This is a genomic window from Pedobacter sp. Leaf41 (assembly GCF_001422545.1).
Taxonomy (GTDB): Bacteria; Bacteroidota; Bacteroidia; order Sphingobacteriales; family Sphingobacteriaceae; genus Pedobacter.
Genome location: NZ_LMLE01000006.1, coordinates 520,848 through 542,427, shown reverse-complemented (window position 1 = coordinate 542,427; position 21,580 = coordinate 520,848). Strand labels below are relative to the sequence as shown.

Sequence of the window (21,580 nt, the reverse complement as noted above, 5' to 3'; positions counted from 1 at the left end):
CAATTATTTTACATTTAACCGTCCAAAATTCTCTCATTCAATCCTTCATTCCTTCACGCATTAAATTTAAAAAAGCTATTTTTGCACTTTCAAAAAAAAAGCATGATTCATTTCTTCCTTAGTCAATCGCAAGCGATTTTTGTACTTCAAACAGATAAAGCGCTTTCCCCAGATGATATTACTAAACTTGAATGGTTATTTGGCGGCGCCAAAATTTCGCAAGATGCAGCTTTAAGCGGCTTTTTTGTTGGACCAAGAGCTGCAATGATTACGCCGTGGAGTACCAATGCCGTTGAGATTACTCAAAATATGGACATTCAGAGCATCATCCGGATAGAAGAATTTAAAGCAGTTGCTGAAGATTTTTCTGATTACGACCCAATGCTTTCCCAGAAATACGACAAGCTTGATCAAAGCATTTACACCATTAACATCAAGCCTGAACCTATTTTAGAAATCACTGATATTGCTGCTTACAACAAACAAGAGGGTTTATCATTAAGTAATGAAGAAGTTGAATACCTAAATAATCTTGCTAAAAACCTGGAAAGACCACTTACTGATTCTGAGGTTTTTGGTTTCTCGCAGGTGAATTCGGAACATTGCCGCCACAAAATTTTCAACGGTAAATTTGTAATTGATGGTGTAGAACAACCAACCTCACTTTTTAAGTTGATTCGCAAAACTTCGGAAGAAAATCCCAACGATATTGTTTCTGCATATAAAGATAACGTGGCTTTCATTAAAGGGCCGAAAGTGCAACAATTTGCACCTAAACGTGCTGATGTTCCTGAATATTACGCAACAAGTGATTTTGATTCGGTAATATCTCTAAAAGCTGAAACGCACAATTTCCCTACTACTGTTGAGCCTTTTAATGGTGCTGCAACAGGTTCTGGTGGCGAAATCAGAGATCGTTTAGCAGGCGGCCAAGGTTCCTTACCTCTAGCCGGAACGGCGGTTTACATGACAGCGCTTTCGCGTTTGGAAGAAAATCGCCCCTGGGAAAATGGTGTTGAAGAAAGACAGTGGCTGTATCAAACGCCGATGGACATTCTGATCAAAGCATCAAACGGTGCTACAGATTTTGGAAACAAATTCGGTCAGCCGCTTATCACTGGTTCGGTTTTAACTTTTGAGCATGAGGAAGATTCACGCAAATTAGGTTTCGATAAAGTAATTATGCTTGCGGGCGGTATTGGTTATGGAAAGGCTAGTCAGGCGCAAAAACAAAAACCACAGGAAGGAGATAACATTGTTGTTCTCGGTGGTGAAAATTATAGAATTGGAATGGGTGGCGCAGCAGTATCATCAGCTGATACCGGCCAGCATGGATCAGGCATCGAATTAAATGCCATTCAACGTTCCAACCCGGAAATGCAAAAACGTGCTGCAAACGCTGTACGTGGCATGGTGGAAAGCGAAGAGAACTTCATTGTTTCTATCCACGATCACGGTGCAGGCGGACACTTAAACTGTTTATCAGAACTGGTAGAAGAAACTGGCGGTTTAATCAATCTGGATAAATTACCTGTTGGCGATCCTACCCTATCTGCTAAAGAAATTATCGGCAACGAATCTCAGGAAAGAATGGGATTGGTAATCGGCAACGAACATATTGAAACTTTACAAAAAATTGCCGATCGCGAACGCTCCCCAATGTATACGGTAGGTAAAGTAACTGGCGATCATCGTTTTACTTTCAAATCGGAAACCACAGGTGCTAAACCAATGGATTTTGAGCTTAAAGATATGTTTGGTAGCTCTCCAAAAATTGTAATGGAAGATCAAACGATCGACCGTAAATATGAAGAGGTAAGTTATCAAAAAGCGGAATTAAGCACTTATTTAGAGCAAGTTTTACAGTTGGAGGCTGTGGCATCCAAAGATTGGTTAACAAACAAAGTAGATCGTTGTGTGGGTGGCCGCGTAGCAAAACAACAAACTGCAGGTCCATTACAATTGCCTTTAAACAATTGCGGCGTAATGGCATTGGATTTTCAGGGTAAGGAAGGAATCGCAACTTCAGTTGGTCATGCTCCACTTTCGGCTTTGATTGATCCGGCTGCTGGTAGTCGCAATGCGATTGCAGAATCACTATCAAACATCGTTTGGGCTCCGTTAAAAGATGGTTTAAAAAGCGTTTCGCTTTCTGCCAACTGGATGTGGGCCTGTAAAAATGAAGGTGAAGATGCCCGTTTATATGCTGCCGTTAAAGCGTGTTCGGAATTTGCTATCGATTTAGGAATCAACATCCCGACAGGGAAAGATTCACTTTCGATGAAACAGAAATACAAAGATGGTGATGTAATTGCACCAGGAACAGTAATTATTTCTGCAGGTGCAAACTGCGATGATATTACTAAAGTGGTGGAGCCAGTACTGCAAAAAGATGGCGGTTCAATTTATTACATCAACCTTTCTAATGACACTTATAAGCTTGGTGGTTCATCTTTCGCACAGATTTTAAACAAAATCGGTACTGAAACGCCAGATATCAAAGATGCGGGTCAATTCTCGAAAGCCTTTAATGCTATTCAACAGCTAATTAAAGAAGGTAAAATACAGGCCGGACATGATATTGGCAGCGGTGGTTTAATTACTACCCTACTGGAAATGTGCTTTGCAGATCGCGATTTAGGTGCATCAATTGATTTAACGGCACTAAACGAGCAAGATATTATCAAATTATTATTTGCGGAAAATATTGCCATTGTTTTTCAAGCGGATTCATCAGTAGAAAGCACTTTAACTACCACTGGTGTAACTTTCCAGAAAATCGGGGAAGTGAAATCATCAGCTACGCTGGAAGTAAAAAATGCAGCAGATCGTTTCAGTTTTGATATTGATCATCTACGTGATGCTTGGTTTAAAACATCTTACTTATTAGATAGCAAACAAACGGGTAATGGTTTAGCCAAAGAACGTTACGATAATTATAAAAATCACGTTTTAAAATACAGTTTTCCATTACAGTTTGATGGAAAGAAACCGGTAATCGATTCCTCTAAACCTCGTCCGAAGGCAGCGATTATCCGCGAAAAAGGAAGTAACTCTGAGCGCGAACTGGCCAACGCAATGTATTTAGCTGGTTTTGATGTAAAAGATGTGCACATGACGGATTTAATTACCGGCAGGGAAACATTAGAAGATATTCAGTTTATTGGTGCCGTTGGTGGCTTCTCTAACTCTGATGTTTTAGGATCGGCAAAGGGCTGGGCCGGCGCATTTTTATACAATGAAAAAGCGAGAGTAGCACTTGAGAAATTTTTCGCCCGTCCTGATACTTTATCTGTTGGTATTTGCAATGGCTGCCAATTATTTGTAGAGCTTGGTTTAATTAACAAAGATCACGAAGACAAACCGAAAATGTTGCACAACAAAAGCGGCAAACACGAAAGTATTTTCACTTCATTAACGTTACAAGAAAACAATTCAGTGATGTTATCAACTTTAGCTGGCAGCACCTTAGGCGTTTGGGTATCGCATGGCGAAGGAAGATTCTCTTTACCATACGCAGAGGAAAAATATAAAATTGTAGCTAAATATGCTTACGAAACGTATCCGGCAAGCCCGAACGGTTCTGATTATAACACTGCCATGATGTGTGATGAAACAGGTCGCCATTTGGTGATGATGCCACACATTGAACGTTCTTTATTCCAATGGCATTGGGCAAACTATCCGGCTGGTAGAAAAGACGAGGTTTCACCATGGATGGAAGCTTTCGTAAATGCCAGAAAATGGACTGAAGAAAAGGCATAGGGTTAAACATATTTATTTATATAAAGGGCTTGAGTTTTACTCAAGCTTTTTTCGTTTCGGCTATTTTGAGGCGGCTATTTGTTCGTCATTCATGTGAAGGCGGGAATAGTATAGCGTGAGAAAGAAAGCGTAGTAAGATCCCAAGTCAAGCTGAGGATGACGACCGTTTATAGTTACTCCTAATGGAATTGCAATTACCCCTAATGTTTGGTGTCCTCACCAAACATAATGCTATTACTAACCCAGCCCGTCATTCCCGCGAAGGCAGGAATCGTAAAGCATGAGAAAGGAAAGCGTAGTAAGATCCCCAGGCAAGCTGAGGATGACGACCGTTTATAGTTGGTGTCCAAATTCAACAGCCAATAATTGCTATCATTAATCTTACCCCTAATGGTTGGTGTCCTCACCAAACATAATGATATTACTACCCAGCCCGTCATTCCCGCGAAGGCRGGAANCAATAATTGCTATCATTAATCTTACCCCTAATGGTTGGTGTCCTCACCAAACATAATGATATTACTACCCAGCCCGTCATTCCCGCGAAGGCGGGAATCKTAAAGCATGAGAAAGGAAAGCGTAGTAAGATCCCCAGGCAAGCTGAGGATGACGACCGTTTATAGTTACTCCTAATGGAATTGCAATTACCCCTAATGGTTGGTGTCCTCACCAAACATAATGCTATTACTAACCCAGGACGACCGTTTATAGTTACTCCTAATGGAATTGCAATTACCCCTAATGGTTGGTGTCCTCACCAAACATAATGCTATTACTAACCCAGCCCGTCATTCCCGCGAAGGCGGGAACCGTAAAGCATGAGAAAGGAAAGCGTAGTAAGATCCCCAGGCAAGCTAAGGATGACGACCGTTCATGGCTGATGTTCAAATTCAACAGCCAATAATTGCTATCATTAATCTTACCCCTAATGGTTGGTGTCCTCACCAAACATAATGATATTACTACCCAGCCCGTCATTCCAAAGCATGAGAAAGGAAAGCGTAGTAAGATCCCCAGGCAAGCTGAGGATGACGACCGTTCATAGTTGGTGTCCAAATTCAACAGCCAATAATTGCTATCGTTAATCTTACCCTAATGGTTGGTGTCCTCACCAAACATAATGCTATTACTAACCCAGCCCGTCATTCCCGCGAAGGAGGGAATCGTAAAGCATGAGAAAGGAAAGCGTAGTAAGATTCCCCGGGCAAGCTGAGGATGACGACCGTTCATGGCTGGTGTTCAAATTCAACAGCCAATAATTGCTATCATTAATCTTACCCCTAATGGTTGGTGTCCTCACCAAACATAATGATATTACTACCCAGCCCGTCATTCCNTTCAAATTCAACAGCCAATAATTGCTATCATTAATCTTACCCCTAATGGTTGGTGTCCTCACCAAACATAATGATATTACTACCCAGCCCGTCATTCCTGCGAAGGCAGGAATAGTATAGCGTGAGAAAGAAAGCGTAGTAAGATCCCCAGGCAAGCTGAGGATGACGACCGTTTATAGTTACTCCTAATGGAATTGCAATTACCCCTAATGGTTGGTGTCCTCACCAAACATAATGCTATTACTAACCCAGCAAGCATGAGAAAGGAAAGCGTAGTAAGATCCCCAGGCAAGCTGAGGATGACGACCGTTCATAGTTGGTGTCCAAATTCAACAGCCAATAATTGCTATCATTAATCTTACCCCTAATGGTTGGTGTCCTCACCAAACATAATGCTATTACTACCCAGCCCGTCATTCCCGCGAAGGCGGGAAYCGTAAAGCATGAGAAAGGAAAGCGTAGTAAGATCCCCAGGCAAGCTGAGGATGACGACCGTTCATRGTTGGTGTCCAAATTCAACAGCCAATAATTGCTATCATTAACCCTCTGCTCTTCCCGTCATTCCCGCGAAGCTGGAATCGTAAGCGACAGTAAAATCTTTAAACGCAGTATCTATACAAAACAAAGGCCTGAATTTCCATCCAGGCCTTCAACCAATCATCCATCACACCTTCCCTATTTTGAGCATTAAATATTTAACTGATCCCAATGCCTTACATTAAATTAAAATTAATCGGCATATTATACCTCACCCTAACTGGAATGCCTTTATTTTTTCCGGGTTTCCACAAGGGTGATTTCTTGATTACTTTCATGGCCTCTTCATCGCAGCCAAAACCGATGCCTTTAAGCACTTTTACATCAGTTATGGAACCATCCTTCTCTACCACGAAACTTAAAAACACCTTACCTTGAATACCATCCTCTTGCGCTTGTGATGGATAGCGTAGATTACGCTCCATGTATTTGGTAAAAGCTTTCATCCCGCCGGCAAATTCTGGATATTCATCAACTCCACCTCCTGTATAAATCTCTTTATCCTCTCCAGTTCCAGCAACCTCTTTTTCTAATCCGTTGCCATTACCATTTAAAGAAGGAGTTACCATGGTTAAATCAGGTTTGATTTCGCCATCCTGCGTTACATTGCTCACTACAGCATTCTGAATCTCTTTAATAGTAGGCGGATCTTTAATTTCAGTTTTATCAACCACCACAATGTTCGAAGTCATTTTAACTGTTTTTACTTTCACTGGCTCTGATTTTGCCGGCTCCACTTTTTTTTCTGGCTCTGGCTTCTTCATTTCATGGATCACATCACTCAAATCAATAACTTTTGGAGGAGCAACTACTTCAACCGCTGTTGGAAAGATTTTGCTATACACTAAAGGCGCAAAGGCAAGCAATAAAAAGAGACTTACGGATACCAATAGTGCCCGGGTCATGATTTTTGACGATTTGGACCTTAACTCATAAGCACCATAAGTTTTGTTTCTGTTTGCGAATACAAGATCGAGCCACTCGGTTTTGTACACATTGATTGAGGAGTTGAACATAGCTATTGATTTTTATAGCATGATGTAGCAAATTTCACAATTCCATAAACCAACTGAAAATTCCATTTTCTTTACGAATAATGAAAAATTCCATTTGAAAAACATTTTTTTATTTCATTTTCAATAAAATTGCTCTAAAACTTACGATTGTTTTATAAAAAACAATAAAATATACTATTTTTGACAAAAAACATAACAAATTAATGAAAAGCTTAAGAACCATCGCATTAAAAGAGGCTCAAAACAGAATTTCGCCAGAAGTAAAATCACCATCTGCAAAAATTTCTGATTTTTTTGGCGCTAATGTATTTGATAAGAAAAAAATGAGAGATTTCTTATCTAAGGACGTGTATGAAAAATTAATCTCATCTATTAATCAAGGTGAATTAATTAATTCTGACGATGCTAACCAGATTGCAACTGCAATGAAAGCATGGGCTATGGCTGCTGGAGCAACACATTACACACACTGGTTCCAACCATTAACAGGTACAACTGCTGAAAAACACGATTCATTTTTTGAGCCTAGTGGCGAAGGTGCTATAGAAAAATTTGCTGGTAGCGCTTTGGTTCAACAAGAACCGGATGCATCAAGTTTCCCTAACGGCGGTATCCGTAATACTTTCGAAGCTCGTGGTTACACTGCCTGGGATCCATCATCTCCAGCATTCATTATGGAAAGCAAAGCTGGTAAAACTCTTTGTATTCCTACCGTTTTCGTATCCTACACTGGTGAGGCTTTAGATTATAAAGCTCCATTATTAAAAGCATTAGCTGCACTTGATAAAGCTGCTGTTGATGTTTGCCAGTATTTTGATAAAAGCATTACTAAAGTAAATGCGTCTTTAGGTATCGAGCAAGAATATTTCTTGGTTGATGAATCATTGTTTAATGCCCGTCCTGATTTATTGTTAACTGGTCGTGCTTTATTCGGACACATGTCTGCTAAAGGCCAACAGTTAGAAGATCATTATTTCGGATCAATTCCTGAGCGTGTTTTCACCTACATGGTTGATTTTGAAAACGAAGCATTGAAATTAGGTATTCCTTTAAAAACCCGTCACAATGAGGTTGCACCTTCTCAATTCGAATGTGCTCCAATTTATGAAGAAATAAACCTGGCCATCGATCACAATCAGTTATTGATGGATTTGATGGAAAAAGTTGCTCGTCGTCACCATTTCCGTGTTTTATTACACGAAAAACCATACGCTGGCATCAACGGTTCAGGTAAACACAACAACTGGTCGTTAATTACTGATACTGGTAAAAACTTATTGGCTCCGGGCAAAACGCCTAAAAACAACTTAATGTTTTTAACTTTCTTCGTAAATACGATTAAAGCAGTGAGCGAACATGCAGATTTATTACGTGCGAGTATTGCTTCGGTAAGTAACGATCACCGTTTAGGTGCTAACGAAGCACCACCAGCAATTATCTCCATCTTCTTAGGTTCTCAATTAAACGATGTTTTAGATGAAATTGAGCACTCACGTATCAGCAAAAAAATTAAAGAGGATAACGCTCTTTGGTTAGGTATCCCTAAAATTCCACAAATTTTGTTGGATAATACTGATCGTAACCGGACTTCACCTTTTGCATTTACAGGTAACAAATTCGAGTTAAGAGCGGTTGGTTCTTCAGCTAACTCTTCGGCTCCAATGACGATCTTAAACGCCATTATGGCTGAGCAATTGGTTAAATTCAAAGCTGAAGTTGATAAATTGATCAAAAAAGGTGATAAAAAAGACATCGCTTTATTAACGGTAATCAAAAAATACATCAAAGAATCTAAATCGATTCGTTTTGAAGGTAATGGCTACAGCCAGGAGTGGGAAGATGAAGCTGCAACACGTGGTTTATCAAACATCAAAACTACACCAAAGGCTTTAGATGCTTATTTAACTGAGAAATCTGCAAGTTTATTTGAAAGTACTGGTATTTATAGCAAACGTGAAATCCATGCCCGTCATGAAATCATGTTAGAAAACTTCTACAAAAAATTACAAATTGAAGCTCGTGTAATGGGCGAAGTGGCAAACACAGCCATCATTCCTGCTGCTATCGCTTACCAAAATTCTTTAATCGAGAATGTAAAAGGTTTAAAAGAACTTGGTGTAGAAAGCAAATCATCTTTGGACATCGTTAAAAAACTTTCTGAGCATTTAGATATCGTTAAAACCAATATCGATGCGATGCTGGAAGAACGTAAAGTAACCAACAAAATTGAAGACACTCGTGAGAAAGCAATTGCTTACGATGAGAAAGTTAAATCTTACTTCGATACCATCCGTTACCATGCTGATAAATTAGAGCAAATTGTTGACGATAGCGTTTGGCCTTTACCGAAATTCAGAGAATTGTTATTCATGAAATAGTTTTTAAGCCGGAAGGTTTAAGGTATAGGGCGTAAGGTGTAAACTTTACGCCCTTTTTTTGATCATGACTTTTTGGATTTAAGAATTTTAAGATCGTTCTCTTTAAACGTATATTGTATACCTGCATCGTCATTGCCGCGTAGGCGGGAATCTTAAAGCCAATTAAATCGTCTGTTAGATCCCCCCAATCAATTTGATGATGACGACCGTTCATAGTGAGTAAAATCTCCACGAAGAAAACCATTACTTTAACCATCAAAAACTTCTGACTCCTCACTTCTGACTCCCGACTTTTTCCCTTATCTTTGCGCCAACATGAGTGATAACAGGTACAATCAACGTGGCGTTTCTGCCTCAAAAGAAGATGTGCATAATGCCATCAAAAATATCGACAAAGGAATTTTCCCGAAAGCATTCTGCAAAATCATTCCCGACATTTTAAGTGGTGATCAAGAATTTTGTAATATCATGCATGCCGATGGTGCCGGAACAAAATCATCTTTGGCTTATGTTTATTGGAAAGAAACAGGAGATATCTCTATCTGGAAAGGCATCGCTCAAGATGCAATCATTATGAATATTGATGATTTAATATGTGTGGGAGCCACTGATCAGATCCTCTTATCATCTACCATCGGACGAAATAAAAATTTAATACCTGGAGAAGTAATTGCTGCTGTAATTAACGGTACAGAAGAAATTCTGGCTGATTTAAGGGAACAAGGAATTTCTATTTATTCTACCGGTGGCGAAACTGCCGATGTTGGCGATTTGGTGAGAACCATCATCGTAGATTCTACGGTAACCTGCCGCATGAAACGTGAAGATGTAATCAGTAACGATAACATTAAACCAGGTGATGTAATTGTAGCTTTAGCTTCTTACGGACAAGCAACCTACGAAACAGAATACAATGGAGGAATGGGTTCTAACGGATTAACCTCTGCTCGTCATGATGTTTTTGAGAAATCTGTCGCCAATAAATATCCTGAAAGTTTCGATCCTGCTGTACCTTTTGATTTGGTTTTTTCAGGACAAAAGCAGCTAACCGACGAGATTGAAATTGAAGGTTTCGGTAAAACTACTGTTGGTAAGCTCGTTTTATCTCCTACACGTACTTACGCACCTGTTATAAAAAAAATATTAACACAATACCGCAAACAAATTAATGGAATTGTGCATTGCAGTGGTGGCGCTCAAACAAAAGTGCTCCATTTTATCAATGATGATATCCATGTGATTAAGGACAATTTATTTCCTGTTCCACCCCTATTTAAGCTAATCCAAGAGCAATCCGGTACAGATTGGAAAGAGATGTATAAAGTTTTTAATATGGGTCATCGCATGGAATTATATGTTCCACAAGAAATTGCAAAAGATATTATAGAGATTTCAAAAAGCTTTAACATTGATGCGCAAATTATTGGTCGCGTTGAAAAAGGTAACCAAAAACAGGTGACCATCGAAAGTGAAAAAGGAACTTTTATCTATAATTAAGAAATAGCTAACCATGGCGCTTGAAAAATCAAGCGCCATTTTTGTTTTCTTTAGAATTGTAATTTTACACCCATTGATAAATTATAATTTTTATCAAGATTTAAATTAAACTTCCAATTCAAATCCAGCCTCAAAGTTTGCATCGTAAACTTTAAAACAAATCAACCATTCGTCTTTAACAAGTTGAGGAATAAAATCACGGAAAATCTTTTCAAAAGAATGAAATTCTATATTGGATTTGGCTACAATAAGATACATAGATTCTGATTGAACAATAACCTCCTCTACCCACATTGGCCAACGATCTTTTATCAGTTTGGGTAATTTTAAAAACTGTTGTCCTTTTAAAAATTTGCCAATTGATTGTACAAATTGTTCATCAAGTTTTTGGTCGCTCAGGTTTCGCCAATCTCCGTTAATCAATTCTATCTGACCCAATATTTCATCATCATTTAAAATTAAAAATGATTGCTGGTTTTCTTCCTGTAACAAAAGATAAGCACAGAAACCTAAACTTTCAGTTGGGTCTTCGTATATATAATGAAGCTTGATCATATTGAAGGATTAATAATTTTTCTAAAGGTGAGGTTGATTCTGGGCTTCATATATCGTTTGGATTTCGCAATCCGATGATCCCACTTTTGCTGTAAATTACCTTTCATCAAAAGCAACGAGCCATGTTCTAATTTAATAGAATATTTTTCTGAGTGGTTTGCTTTTAGGCGAATATCAAAAGACCTAACCTGGCCAAAAGACAAAGATGCAATCACAGGATGCGAGCCCATCACGGTTTCATTATCGCTGTGCCAGGTTACAGAATCCTGCCCATCTCGATAATAATTAAGCAATACCGAATTAAAGGTGATGCCCGCGGCAGGTTCTATCATAGCTTTTAGCTGCAATAGTTCATCGGTCCAACACAAAGGAATCGATTTGCCTAATGCTGCATAATCCAACTGCTCTGCATCACCATACCAGGCAGATAACCTGGGCGTAGTAATCTCTTTATCGTAATACCGCACTACTTTTTGTACCCATGGCGTATTCTCTATTAAATGAATTAAAAGTGAATCGCTTTCCGTTTTCCCTATAAAGTTGTTTTTATAGGTTAAAATATCCGATGGCAAGCCAATGGATTGTCCTGCTTCAGCAAAAAAACTTAACTGTTCCATAACGTATACAAAGGTGCAAAACTTTTTATAAATTACTAATATTTTTAGCATTATATTTGCCTTTACTAAATTCAAAACAGGAGGTTGATTATGGAAAAGGAATCTAAACGGCACTTAATTGAAGATTTAAAGAAACAAATTTTAGGTTTGCAGGGCTATACCACATTAAGCATTCAAGAAAATAGTTTACCTAAATTGAGTTTGTTTGCAAATGCATTTCCGAATAAAAATTTTCCATTGGAGGGCATTCATGAATTTATTGCTATTGAAACTGAAGATACAGCGGCAAGTGTTGGCTTTATAAACGCATTACTTTCTGCATTAATGGAAACCGGTAGTCCATCAATCTGGATTAGCAGTTCCAGAAATCTTTTCCCCCCTGCTATGCAGCGTTTTGCATTAAAACCCGATCAAATTATTTTTATCGATCTTAATCATCAAAAAGAAATTTTATGGGTTTTAGAAGAAGCTTTAAAATGTGAAAACTTAAGCGCTGTAGTCGCAGAAATTTCTGAGCTTAGTTTTAGCCAATCTCGACGGCTACAATTGGTAATTGAAAAAAGCAAAGTACCTGCTTTTATTTTACGAAATAACCCGCAGCAGGTTAACAACACCACTTGTTTGGCCCGATGGCAAATTAAGCATTTACCAAGTTTGTTGCCCGACGGCATGCCTGGTGTAGGTCATCCTTCCTGGTCGGTAAATTTACTTAAAGTTAGAAATGCACAGCCTGCAAGTTTTGAGGTGGCCTGGAATGGCACCACATTTCAACACCTCAACCAGGTTCAAAAAGTTCTTCAACCTCTTAAAAAACTTCAGGCAAGTTAATATGGAAAAGCGTTTTGCAAGTATATGGTTTCCGTTTTTACTAACGGACTGGCTTTGTATCCGCCGCCCGGAGCTAAAAAAATGTGCTTTCGTTTTTACGGCACCTGTACACGGTCGCATTATAATTACCGCCTGTAACCCTTTAGCAGCAAGCCAGGGCGTACATGTTGGCATGCCCTTGGCTGATGGCCGGGCACTGGTACACGAAATTGAGGTTTTTGATGATAAACCTGACCGGAATATCAAACTGTTAAAAGGACTTGCAGAATGGTTCATCAGGTTTACGCCCTGGGTAGCCATTGACGCTCCTGATGGACTTGTGCTTGATATTACCGGATGTGCGCATTTATGGAACAATGAAGCGCATTACCTTGCCCAGATCAGTAATCGCATGCTTGAAATTGGATACACTACCAAACTGGCCATTGCCGATACCATTGGAACTAGCTGGGCAGTTGCTCGTTTTTCGAGCCAGGAAAACATCGTTCCCGCCAGGAAACAATATTATGCTTTATTGCCACTGCCAGCCGCATCACTCCGCCTGGAGCAACCTACCATAGAGCGTTTGAATAAACTTGGCCTGCAAAAAATAGCGCAATTTATTCAAATGCCGCGAAGTGTGTTGCGTCGCCGGTTTGGAGAAAATTTATTAAATCGCATTGGCCAGGCCATTGGTGATTTACCTGAAGTTTTTGATCCTGTAATAATTATTCCTGAATATGAAGAAAGATTGCCTTGCCTTGAACCCATAAGAACTGCTACCGCGATAGAAATAGCCATAAAAAAGCTACTGGAACAAATTTGTACCCGATTAAAAAATGATGGACTCGGTTTACGCAAGGCAGAATTAAAAGGTTTTCGGATAGATGGAAAAATTATCCGTACAACAATTGGAACCCATCAAAGTAGCAATGATACTGATCATTTATTCAAACTGTTTGCTTTAAACATTGATAAACTGGCGCCAGGTTTAGGCGTAGAGCTTTTTACCTTATCAGCAAGCAAAACTGAACCTGTAGTACAGCCACAGGAAAAATTATGGCTTACTAAATCAGGGCTTCAAAATCCCTCACTTTCTGCTTTACTAGATCGGGTAGCCGGAAAAGTGGGACCGAAAGCTATTCGCCGCTTTATTCCTGAAGCCAATTATTGGCCGGAACGTGCTATAAAAAAAGCAGATTCTCTTACTGAAAACAATGATTTACCCTGGCATAATCCATTAGGCAGACCGATCCAATTGCTGCATCAACCAGAACATATTCAGGTTACTGCACCTATTCCAGATTATCCCCCTTTGTTATTTATTTACAAAGGGAAACGTCATCCCATTAAAAAAGCAGATGGACCAGAACGGATAGAGCGTTCATGGTGGCTTGAAAGCGGAGAGCACCGCGATTATTATATTGTAGAAGATGATCAGGGTTGCCGTTACTGGCTATTTAGGGCCGGTCATTACTCTGCCCAGAATTCCCGTTGGTTCATTCATGGTTTTTTTGCTTAAATAGTTATGGAATATGCAGAACTTCAAATCACCAGCAATTTTAGCTTTTTAAGAGGTGCTTCACACCCTGAGGAATTGGTAGAAGAAGCCGCAAAAATGGGCTATTCTAAAATTGCCATTACTGATCACAACACGCTGGCCGGTATTGTTAGAGCACATGCCGCAGCCAGAAAATATGAAATCAGTATTATCCCGGCTTGCCGGTTAAACCTGCAGGATGGCCCGAGTTTGCTCGCTTACCCTACAAACCAGGCAGGATATGCTACATTATCAGCGCTGCTAAGTCTTGGCAACCTCCGTACCGAAAAAGGAAGCTGTTTGCTTTACAGGGAGGATGTATATCAACATTCATCGGGCATTTTATTTGTCGCCATTCCTCCTGATACTTTATCTGCAAATTTTGATTTTGAAACCGATTTCCAAAATTCTTTGGCAGAATATAAACATAACCTTAATGATCAGCTTTATTTAGCTATCTCCAGGAATTATCAGGGAGAAGATCAAAAGCGGATGTTTCGTTTAACAGCGCTTGCTAACCAATTGAAAATTCCTTTAGTGGCAACCAATGATGTGTATTACCATAGGCCAGAAAGACGCGAGCTGCAGGATGTGCTAACTTGTGTTCGTGAGAAATGCACTATTCATACTGCTGGTTTTCATTTGTTTAAAAATGCAGAACGACATCTTAAAACTCCAGACGAGATGTTAAGACTTTACCGGCAATATCCACAAGCCCTTCAAAATGCCGTACATATTGCGCAAACTTGTCAGTTTAGTTTAGATAGCCTCAAATACGTATATCCGGAAGAGATAACCAATGGAGAGCGTTCTCCTTTTGAAGAATTAACCCATTTAGCCTGGAAAGGTGCACATGAAATTTTCGGTGAAAATTTGCCCCAAAAAATTGTTGACAACATTACCTATGAACTGAAATTTGTAAAGGAAATGGAATATGCTTCTTATTTTCTTACCGTTTATGACATTGTGAGTTTCGCCCGCGGACAAAAAATTCTCTGTCAGGGTCGCGGTTCTGCTGCAAATTCTACCATTTGTTATTGCCTGGGCATTACCTCGGTAGACCCAACAAAATTCGATTTGCTTTTTGAACGTTTCGTTTCTTCGGCCAGGAATGAACCACCAGATATAGATGTAGATTTTGAGCATGAACGCCGTGAGGAAGTGATTCAATATATCTATAATAAATATGGCAGAGATCGGGCTGCGATTGTTGCAACCGTTACCCAACAGCGACAAAAAGGAGCCATTAGAGATGTTGGCAAAGTGATGGGCTTATCTGTTGATACCATTAACAGGCTATCGGCATCCATTTGGGAATTTACCGATGAATGGTTTGAGGGGAACAGGTTAACAGAGCAAGGGCTTAATCCTAATGATCCACTATTAAGAAAAGTACTTTCACTTACTGCACAAATGATGGGCTTCCCTCGTCAGCTGGGGCAACATACAGGCGGCTTTGTAATTACGCAGGGTAAACTGACCGATCTTTGCCCGATATTGAATGCCCGCATGGCTGATCGAACCAATATTGAATGGAACAAGGATGATATTGATACACTGGGCTTTTTAAAAATAGATATTTTGGCTTTAGGTATGTTAACCTGCATTAGAAAAGGTTTCGATTTAGCAAAACAACACTACAATCTCGATCTTTCTATGGCTAAAATTAACGAATACGATGATCCGGAAGTATATAAAATGATTAGCCATGCAGATACCATTGGCGTATTTCAGATAGAAAGCCGGGCCCAACAATCTATGTTACCCAGATTGAAACCAGAATGCTTTTACGATCTGGTAATTGAAGTGGCAATTGTACGTCCTGGTCCTATTCAGGGCGACATGGTTCATCCTTATTTGCGCAGAAGAAACAAAGAAGAAGTGATAGAATATCCTTCAAAAGAACTGGAAGAAATTTTAAATAAAACTTTGGGAGTTCCACTATTTCAGGAGCAGGCGATGAAAATTGCCATTGTAGCTGCCGGTTTTACACCTACTGAAGCCGATGAATTGCGTAGAAGCATGGCAACCTTTAAACTGAAAGGTATGGTTACGCAGTTCGAGAAAAAATTAATCTCTGGAATGGTAGCTAAAGGTTACGATGAAGAATTTGCGAAAAGGATTTTTAAGCAACTGGAGGGTTTTGGAAGTTATGGATTTCCAGAAAGTCATGCTGCAAGTTTTGCACTATTGGTGTATGTTTCCTGCTGGTTAAAATGCTATTACCCCGATGTATTTGCAGCGGCTTTATTAAATAGTATGCCCATGGGATTTTATCAGCCAGCGCAAATAGTAATAGATGCCCGAAAGCACAATGTGGAGGTTCGCCCGATTGATATCAACTACTCTTATTTCGATAATACCTTGGAAGAACTGGTTGGGAAATATCACGCTTTGCGTTTAGGTTTCAGACAAATTAAAGGCATTAGAACAGAAGATATTGAAGCGCTAACCACGCATCGGATAAAGCATTATCAGAATATTCATGAACTGCTGGATGTGGGTGTATCGTTAGCCACAATGGAACGTTTGGCAGACGCTGATGCTTTTCGTTCTTTAGGTTTTGATCGTCGCCAGGCTTTATGGGAAGTTTCTGCCCTGGCCGATAGACCAATTGCACTCTTTAAAGATCAGGCGGCAGAAAGTCAGCTGGAAAAACAAACATCCCTCCCGCTCATGTCTACCTCCGAGCATGTGATTCAGGATTATGCTTCTACTTCACTTTCATTAAAAGCACATCCGGTTAGCTTTGTACGGGAGCAATTGAATTTATTAAGGGTATCAGCCAATAAAGATTTAACAGAAATTAAGGATGGAACAACAGTAAAAGTTGCCGGACTTGTATTGGTAAGGCAAAGACCTGGAACAGCCGGTGGAGTTTGTTTTATTACTATTGAAGATGAATCAGGATTTTCAAATCTTGTTGTTTTTGAAAGCTTATTTGAAAAATATAGAAAAGAAATTCTACAGGCCAGGTTACTCATGGTAGAAGGAAAATTACAAAGAGAAGGCGAAGTGATCCATGTTATTGTAAAACGTTGCTTTGATCTTACTCCGCTATTAAGAAAATTAAGCAAGGTAGAGAATGATCATTCATCTTTGTTAACGCTTTCCCGTTCTGATGAAAAAACGGCTCCTTTTCCTGTCGAAAATAAAAGAACTCAGGTACGCAAAACAGAACAGGAAATTTCCATTCCGCAAGCCCGTAATTTTAGATAAAAATAAACGCCTAAAATTTAAGGCAAAAAAAACCTCTACTTGATGGTAGAGGCTTTTACTCACTTTTATTCTCTTTCTACAAACTTATGGAAAGTACTTTCTTCTCCATCAGCCTTCTTTTCCTGATAAAGAAAGTCGAGCTTGTGATCATCAAATACTTTAAAAAAATTCTCCCAGTCGGTTTCTTCCAAATCAGTGCTATTACTATTTTTAGGGAAATGAATTCTTAAAAGTCCTCCGCCTTTTCCATCAGCTGTATCTGCAACTACTGCAGGTACGCCATCATGTTTTTCTACCCACTTTTTAATGGTATCGTGGTCATGGGTTTGTTTTGAACTGCTCATATCGTTGTATTTTAATTTACAGTATATGTATATACAATTCTATTGGGTAGAAAAGGTTTTGACTTTTTAAAAATCTTTAAAAAATAAAGCCCCGACTTTTCAGTCGGGGCTTATAAAGTACTATTTAAATTAAGTATTAGTTGAAGTTATAACGAACACCGAATTGCATGTAGTAAGTAGAAGAAATCGTTTGTGAAGTACCAAATGTATCTCTAACGATATCACCTTGTGCTGCAGCCAAAATAAATGTTGGTTTAGTTGTTGCTGTAACTAGAGTTGGATTTTGAGGAACCAAAATATTAGCATTGTTCACAAAATTTACATTACCCCATTTACGGTTTAACAAGTTACCTACGTTAAAGATATCTGCTGTAAACTCAAAGCTATTTTTAGATTTACCAAAGTTTTTGAATACTTGTTGAGTAATTCTTAAATCGAATTGATTTCTCCAAGGAGATGTTGCAGCATTACGCTTTGCATATTCGCCTCTGTGTTTACTTAAATAAGGATCTTGAGAAATATAAGCCTCAAAAATAGCAGTTTGTTCTGCAGCAGTATATGATCTTGGATACGCTCTAGTTGTAACCACACCAGCAGCATTAGTAGAAGTCACTAAGTTTGCAGGAACAGCTACAAAGTTCATTTCAGATGCATCTTTAGGAATATAAATTAAATCATTTCCGTTAACACCATCTCTGTTATAATCAGCCCCGTAAGTGTATGAATATCTACCTTGTTGAGAACCTTCATAAAATAATGAGATTGACGTTGAAAGGTTTTTTAAATATTCTTTTCTGTAAGAGATATTAGCGATTATACGATCTGGGTTCAAGTTACTAGAATAACTTAAAGTTGGTGTGTTTGGATTTGTCGAGGTAGCTGGAATTGACCATAAGTTTCCTAATTGATCACCTGCGCCATCGCCATAGTTACGTTGATCAGAACGTGTATAGGCAATCATTGCTGATACACCGTTTGAAAATTGCTTAGTCAACTGTGCAGTTGCTTGCCAGTTGTAACCACCTTTAGCGTTAGTCATCTCGGTAACGTTTAATAAACCAGTAGCGTTAGCCGTTGGAATACCAGCACTGTTAATATCAACTTCTTGTCTTCCAGGAACAGAACTTGGAAATAATGGTCTATTATCTGGGAAACCAGTGATATTAATTACGGTTGGATCAACTAAGTTGATGTTTCTGGCAACAGCTACATTTAAGTCTTTACCGTAAATTCCTTCTAACGTTCCAACAATACCTAATGGTAATTTAATATCAAATGCTAAACTTGATTTCCAGGTTTGAGGGAATTTCAAATCTCGCGACATCACACTAATCGTTGATGGAATACTAGTACCAGCGGCTGGTTTAGTTGATGTAAGCAAGTTTGGAGCAATACTTGGATTAAATGAAGGAACAATTCCACCATTAGCACTAGAATAAGTCTGCAAGTACTGCAACAAACCAGCATCACTAGATTGTGAAACGATCCATACAAAAGGAACACGACCTGTGAAGATACCTGAACCACCGCGTACTTGTAATGAACGGTCTCCATTCACATCCCAGTTAAAACCAAATCTTGGAGAATATGAAATTCTGTTTTCCGGCAATACACCGGTATCTACTTTTTTACCACCCGCAAAAGTTTGTGCAGCAACTAATGGGTGCGTTATAATACCTGGAGAATTAGGATAAGTTGCTTGTTCGAAACGAATACCTGCAGTTAACTTCAAACGATCAGTTACAGTAAACTCATCTTGTAAATATGCTGAATATTGAGCAAACTTAAAGCTTGGGAAAGCCTGAGAGCCATCAGCAGTTAATGGATAGGTTACCGAATATTGCAATGGTTTTGCACCATTTTTAAAATCATCCCAAGATCTGAAACTATAAAACCCTGTTCCAAAACGTTGGAAACCATTTGTTGTAGTACTCAATTCTGCCTGTAAACCTAAAGTGATGTTATGTTTACCTAAAGCTAAACTTAAGTCATCACTATATGTATAACCTTTAACATCACGTAGGTTTCCATAAGTAAATGGCTCATAACCAAAAGTAGTTAATACGTTCCCTGCATTTGCAGAAGTAGGCGATTGTGAACCATCTAAAATATCTACTAATGGAAATGGCGAACTATCCGAGTTTCTAGGATCATTTTGGTGTGAATAAGTCACACGGGCTACGTTAGTTAACTTACTTCCAAAGTTTGAAGTTAATTCAGCTACTGCTGAATACAAATTTGCTGCCTGATAGTAGTTTGAGTTAAAGAAAGGTAAACCAGCATTAGGAGTTATACCAGATCTTGAATTGTTATAACCTAAAGAACCAGTAACAGCAGAGTTAGTTACAGAAGTACTAGCAGATGCTGGAGTTTGACTTTCTACCTGATTGTAACGAACACTGAAACGGTGATTTTTAGAGATATTCCAATCTAAACGAGCAAACATTTTTTCGTTGTCACTAATATTAGAATAACCTTGGTAAGGACCAGTAGAATATCCGTAAGTGTTAAATAAATACGAAGAAACTTCATTTAAGAATGATGCTGAAGCTTGCACAACCGTGTTAGGAGATCCAGGGGCACCAAATGGTAAAGCTGGAGTAGAAGCAATTCTTGTAGTTCCTGGTTGGATAGTGTGTTTTTTCTCGTAGTTAACGAAAAAGAATAATTTATCTTTAACGATTGGACCACCTAAACTGAAACCATAATTTTTCTCATCTAATTTTTGGATAGCTGCATCAGGAATTCTATAAGTATCACCAATTCTTTTACCTTGATTTTCTTCGCCACGCATCGTGTAAAATGCGTTACCTTGAAAAGCATTTGTACCAGAACGGGTTACAGCACTAACAGAACCTCCTGTAAAACCTGTCTGACGAACATCATAAGGTGTTACATTGATAGAGATCTGCTCCAATGCATCAATTGAAATCGGTGAACCACCCGCCGGGATATTCTGACCAATACCAAATTGATTATTGAAGTTAGCACCGTCTACAGTGAAGTTGTTCGAACGATAGTTACCACCACCTATAGATTGTCCGTTGGCTTGTGGAGTTAAACGTGTCAAATCATTTACACTACGTGTAATGGTAGGCAACGATTGGATTTGTTGTCTTGCAATTACAGTAGAAGTTCCATTTTTGTTTGAGTTTAAAATACTGTTTGCGCTTTGGCCTACTACTTTCACTTCTGCTAAAGTTGAACTGTTATCAACTAATGTGAGATTTATTACATAAGGCTCGCCTATTTTCAAATAAACATCAGTCAAAGTTGAAGGCTTGTAACCAACAAAACTCACTTCAATTGTGTAAGGACCACCAACACGCATCGCACCAATTGTAAAACGGCCATCGTTGTTGGTAGAAACAGAGTAAACTGTTCCGGTTGGCGTATGTGTAGCTTTTACACTTGCACCAGGTAAGGCGCCTTTGGCATCCTTAATTGTTCCTGTCATTGATGATGTGGTAACCTGTGCACTAGCACCGAAAGTAATACCTACAACTGCAACAATAACGAGTACTAATCTTAAAAGTAAAGATTTGTTCATACTTTGTTTTTTAAATGTTTTTTGTTTGTTGAATAATAATCGGGGGTGATTTTATTGGCGCAAATGTACTTAATAATATTTAACACATTTTAACATTCAATGTTAAATTATCGTTAAGCATTCCAAAACTTTTCAACAATTAACATCATTAATAAGTCCTTTAACTTTCACTTTATCAATCGTTTGTAAGCAACATTAAATTTTTCTTAAAGAATCACATATAATCTTGCCATTATCGAATCAAAAAAAGATCTATTACTGAATCTCGCAAAAAAAGCCTGTAAACATTTACACCTTTAGCGCTCTAAATCTTACAAATTGTTGACTAATACCGAATGAAGCGATTAAATTATCCCGAAAAATAATATTCGGACTATGGATTTATTACTTAGCCTTCAAAAGCTCGTTTTTATATGAT

Annotated in this window: 11 protein-coding genes; 6 read left to right on the top strand and 5 right to left on the bottom strand. The window is 38.8% G+C overall.

The window, feature by feature from the left end; all coding sequences use genetic code 11:
* The first annotated feature begins 27 nt into the window (after nt 1–27).
* Entirely contained in the window at nt 28–3,765 is a 3,738-nt protein-coding gene (gene purL / locus ASE92_RS09660; RefSeq protein WP_255352344.1) for a phosphoribosylformylglycinamidine synthase, read from the top strand.
* A gap of 2,050 nt (nt 3,766–5,815) precedes the next feature.
* Here purL and ASE92_RS09655 read toward each other — a convergent pair.
* Nucleotides 5,816–6,655 carry an energy transducer TonB gene (locus ASE92_RS09655; protein WP_056849882.1) on the bottom strand — a complete coding sequence of 280 codons (840 nt, stop codon included), beginning with the start codon at nt 6,653–6,655 and terminating at the stop codon, nt 5,816–5,818.
* 203 nt (nt 6,656–6,858) lie between these two features.
* On the opposite strand from ASE92_RS09655, the gene ASE92_RS09650 reads away from it, so the two are divergent.
* Complete coding sequence (locus ASE92_RS09650; RefSeq protein ID WP_056849881.1) at nt 6,859–9,033, top strand: glutamine synthetase III; 2,175 nt, start codon at nt 6,859–6,861, stop codon at nt 9,031–9,033.
* A 315-nt stretch (nt 9,034–9,348) separates the two neighbouring features.
* Entirely contained in the window at nt 9,349–10,530 is a 1,182-nt protein-coding gene (locus ASE92_RS09640; protein WP_056849879.1) for an AIR synthase-related protein, read from the top strand.
* Between the two features lie 105 nt (nt 10,531–10,635).
* On the opposite strand, the gene ASE92_RS09635 is transcribed toward ASE92_RS09640, so the two are convergent.
* Nucleotides 10,636–11,085, bottom strand: a complete 450-nt coding sequence (locus ASE92_RS09635) for a hypothetical protein (RefSeq protein WP_056849878.1) — start codon at nt 11,083–11,085, stop codon at nt 10,636–10,638.
* A complete protein-coding gene (locus ASE92_RS09630) occupies nt 11,082–11,702 on the bottom strand; it encodes an alpha-ketoglutarate-dependent dioxygenase AlkB (protein ID WP_056849877.1) in 621 nt (206 codons plus the stop codon). The genes ASE92_RS09635 and ASE92_RS09630 overlap by 4 nt, the downstream gene beginning before the upstream one ends.
* A gap of 90 nt (nt 11,703–11,792) precedes the next feature.
* Here ASE92_RS09630 and ASE92_RS09625 point away from each other — a divergent pair, with 90 nt between their 5' ends.
* The 3 genes from ASE92_RS09625 to ASE92_RS09615 are packed head-to-tail and all read left to right on the top strand — an operon-like array spanning nt 11,793 to nt 17,268.
* The gene (locus tag ASE92_RS09625; RefSeq protein ID WP_056849876.1) at nt 11,793–12,530 is read left to right on the top strand and encodes an ImuA family protein; all 738 of its coding nucleotides are present in this window, start codon (nt 11,793–11,795) and stop codon (nt 12,528–12,530) included.
* A gap of 1 nt (nt 12,531) precedes the next feature.
* Nucleotides 12,532–14,031: a DNA polymerase Y family protein gene (locus ASE92_RS09620; protein WP_056849875.1), complete on the top strand. Its 1,500-nt coding sequence runs from the start codon at nt 12,532–12,534 to the stop codon at nt 14,029–14,031.
* Between the two features lie 6 nt (nt 14,032–14,037).
* Nucleotides 14,038–17,268 (top strand): error-prone DNA polymerase, encoded by a 3,231-nt coding sequence (locus ASE92_RS09615; RefSeq protein WP_056849874.1) that lies wholly within the window; start codon nt 14,038–14,040, stop codon nt 17,266–17,268.
* Nucleotides 17,269–17,333: 65 nt separating this feature from the next.
* Here ASE92_RS09615 and ASE92_RS09610 read toward each other — a convergent pair whose 3' ends face one another.
* Together ASE92_RS09610 and ASE92_RS09605 are read right to left on the bottom strand one after the other, a co-directional pair.
* On the bottom strand, nt 17,334–17,612 hold the full coding sequence (locus tag ASE92_RS09610) for a hypothetical protein (protein WP_056849873.1): 279 nt from the start codon (nt 17,610–17,612) through the stop codon (nt 17,334–17,336).
* A gap of 136 nt (nt 17,613–17,748) precedes the next feature.
* The gene (locus ASE92_RS09605; protein WP_056849872.1) at nt 17,749–21,162 is read right to left on the bottom strand and encodes a TonB-dependent receptor; all 3,414 of its coding nucleotides are present in this window, start codon (nt 21,160–21,162) and stop codon (nt 17,749–17,751) included.
* Nucleotides 21,163–21,580: the final 418 nt, after the last annotated feature.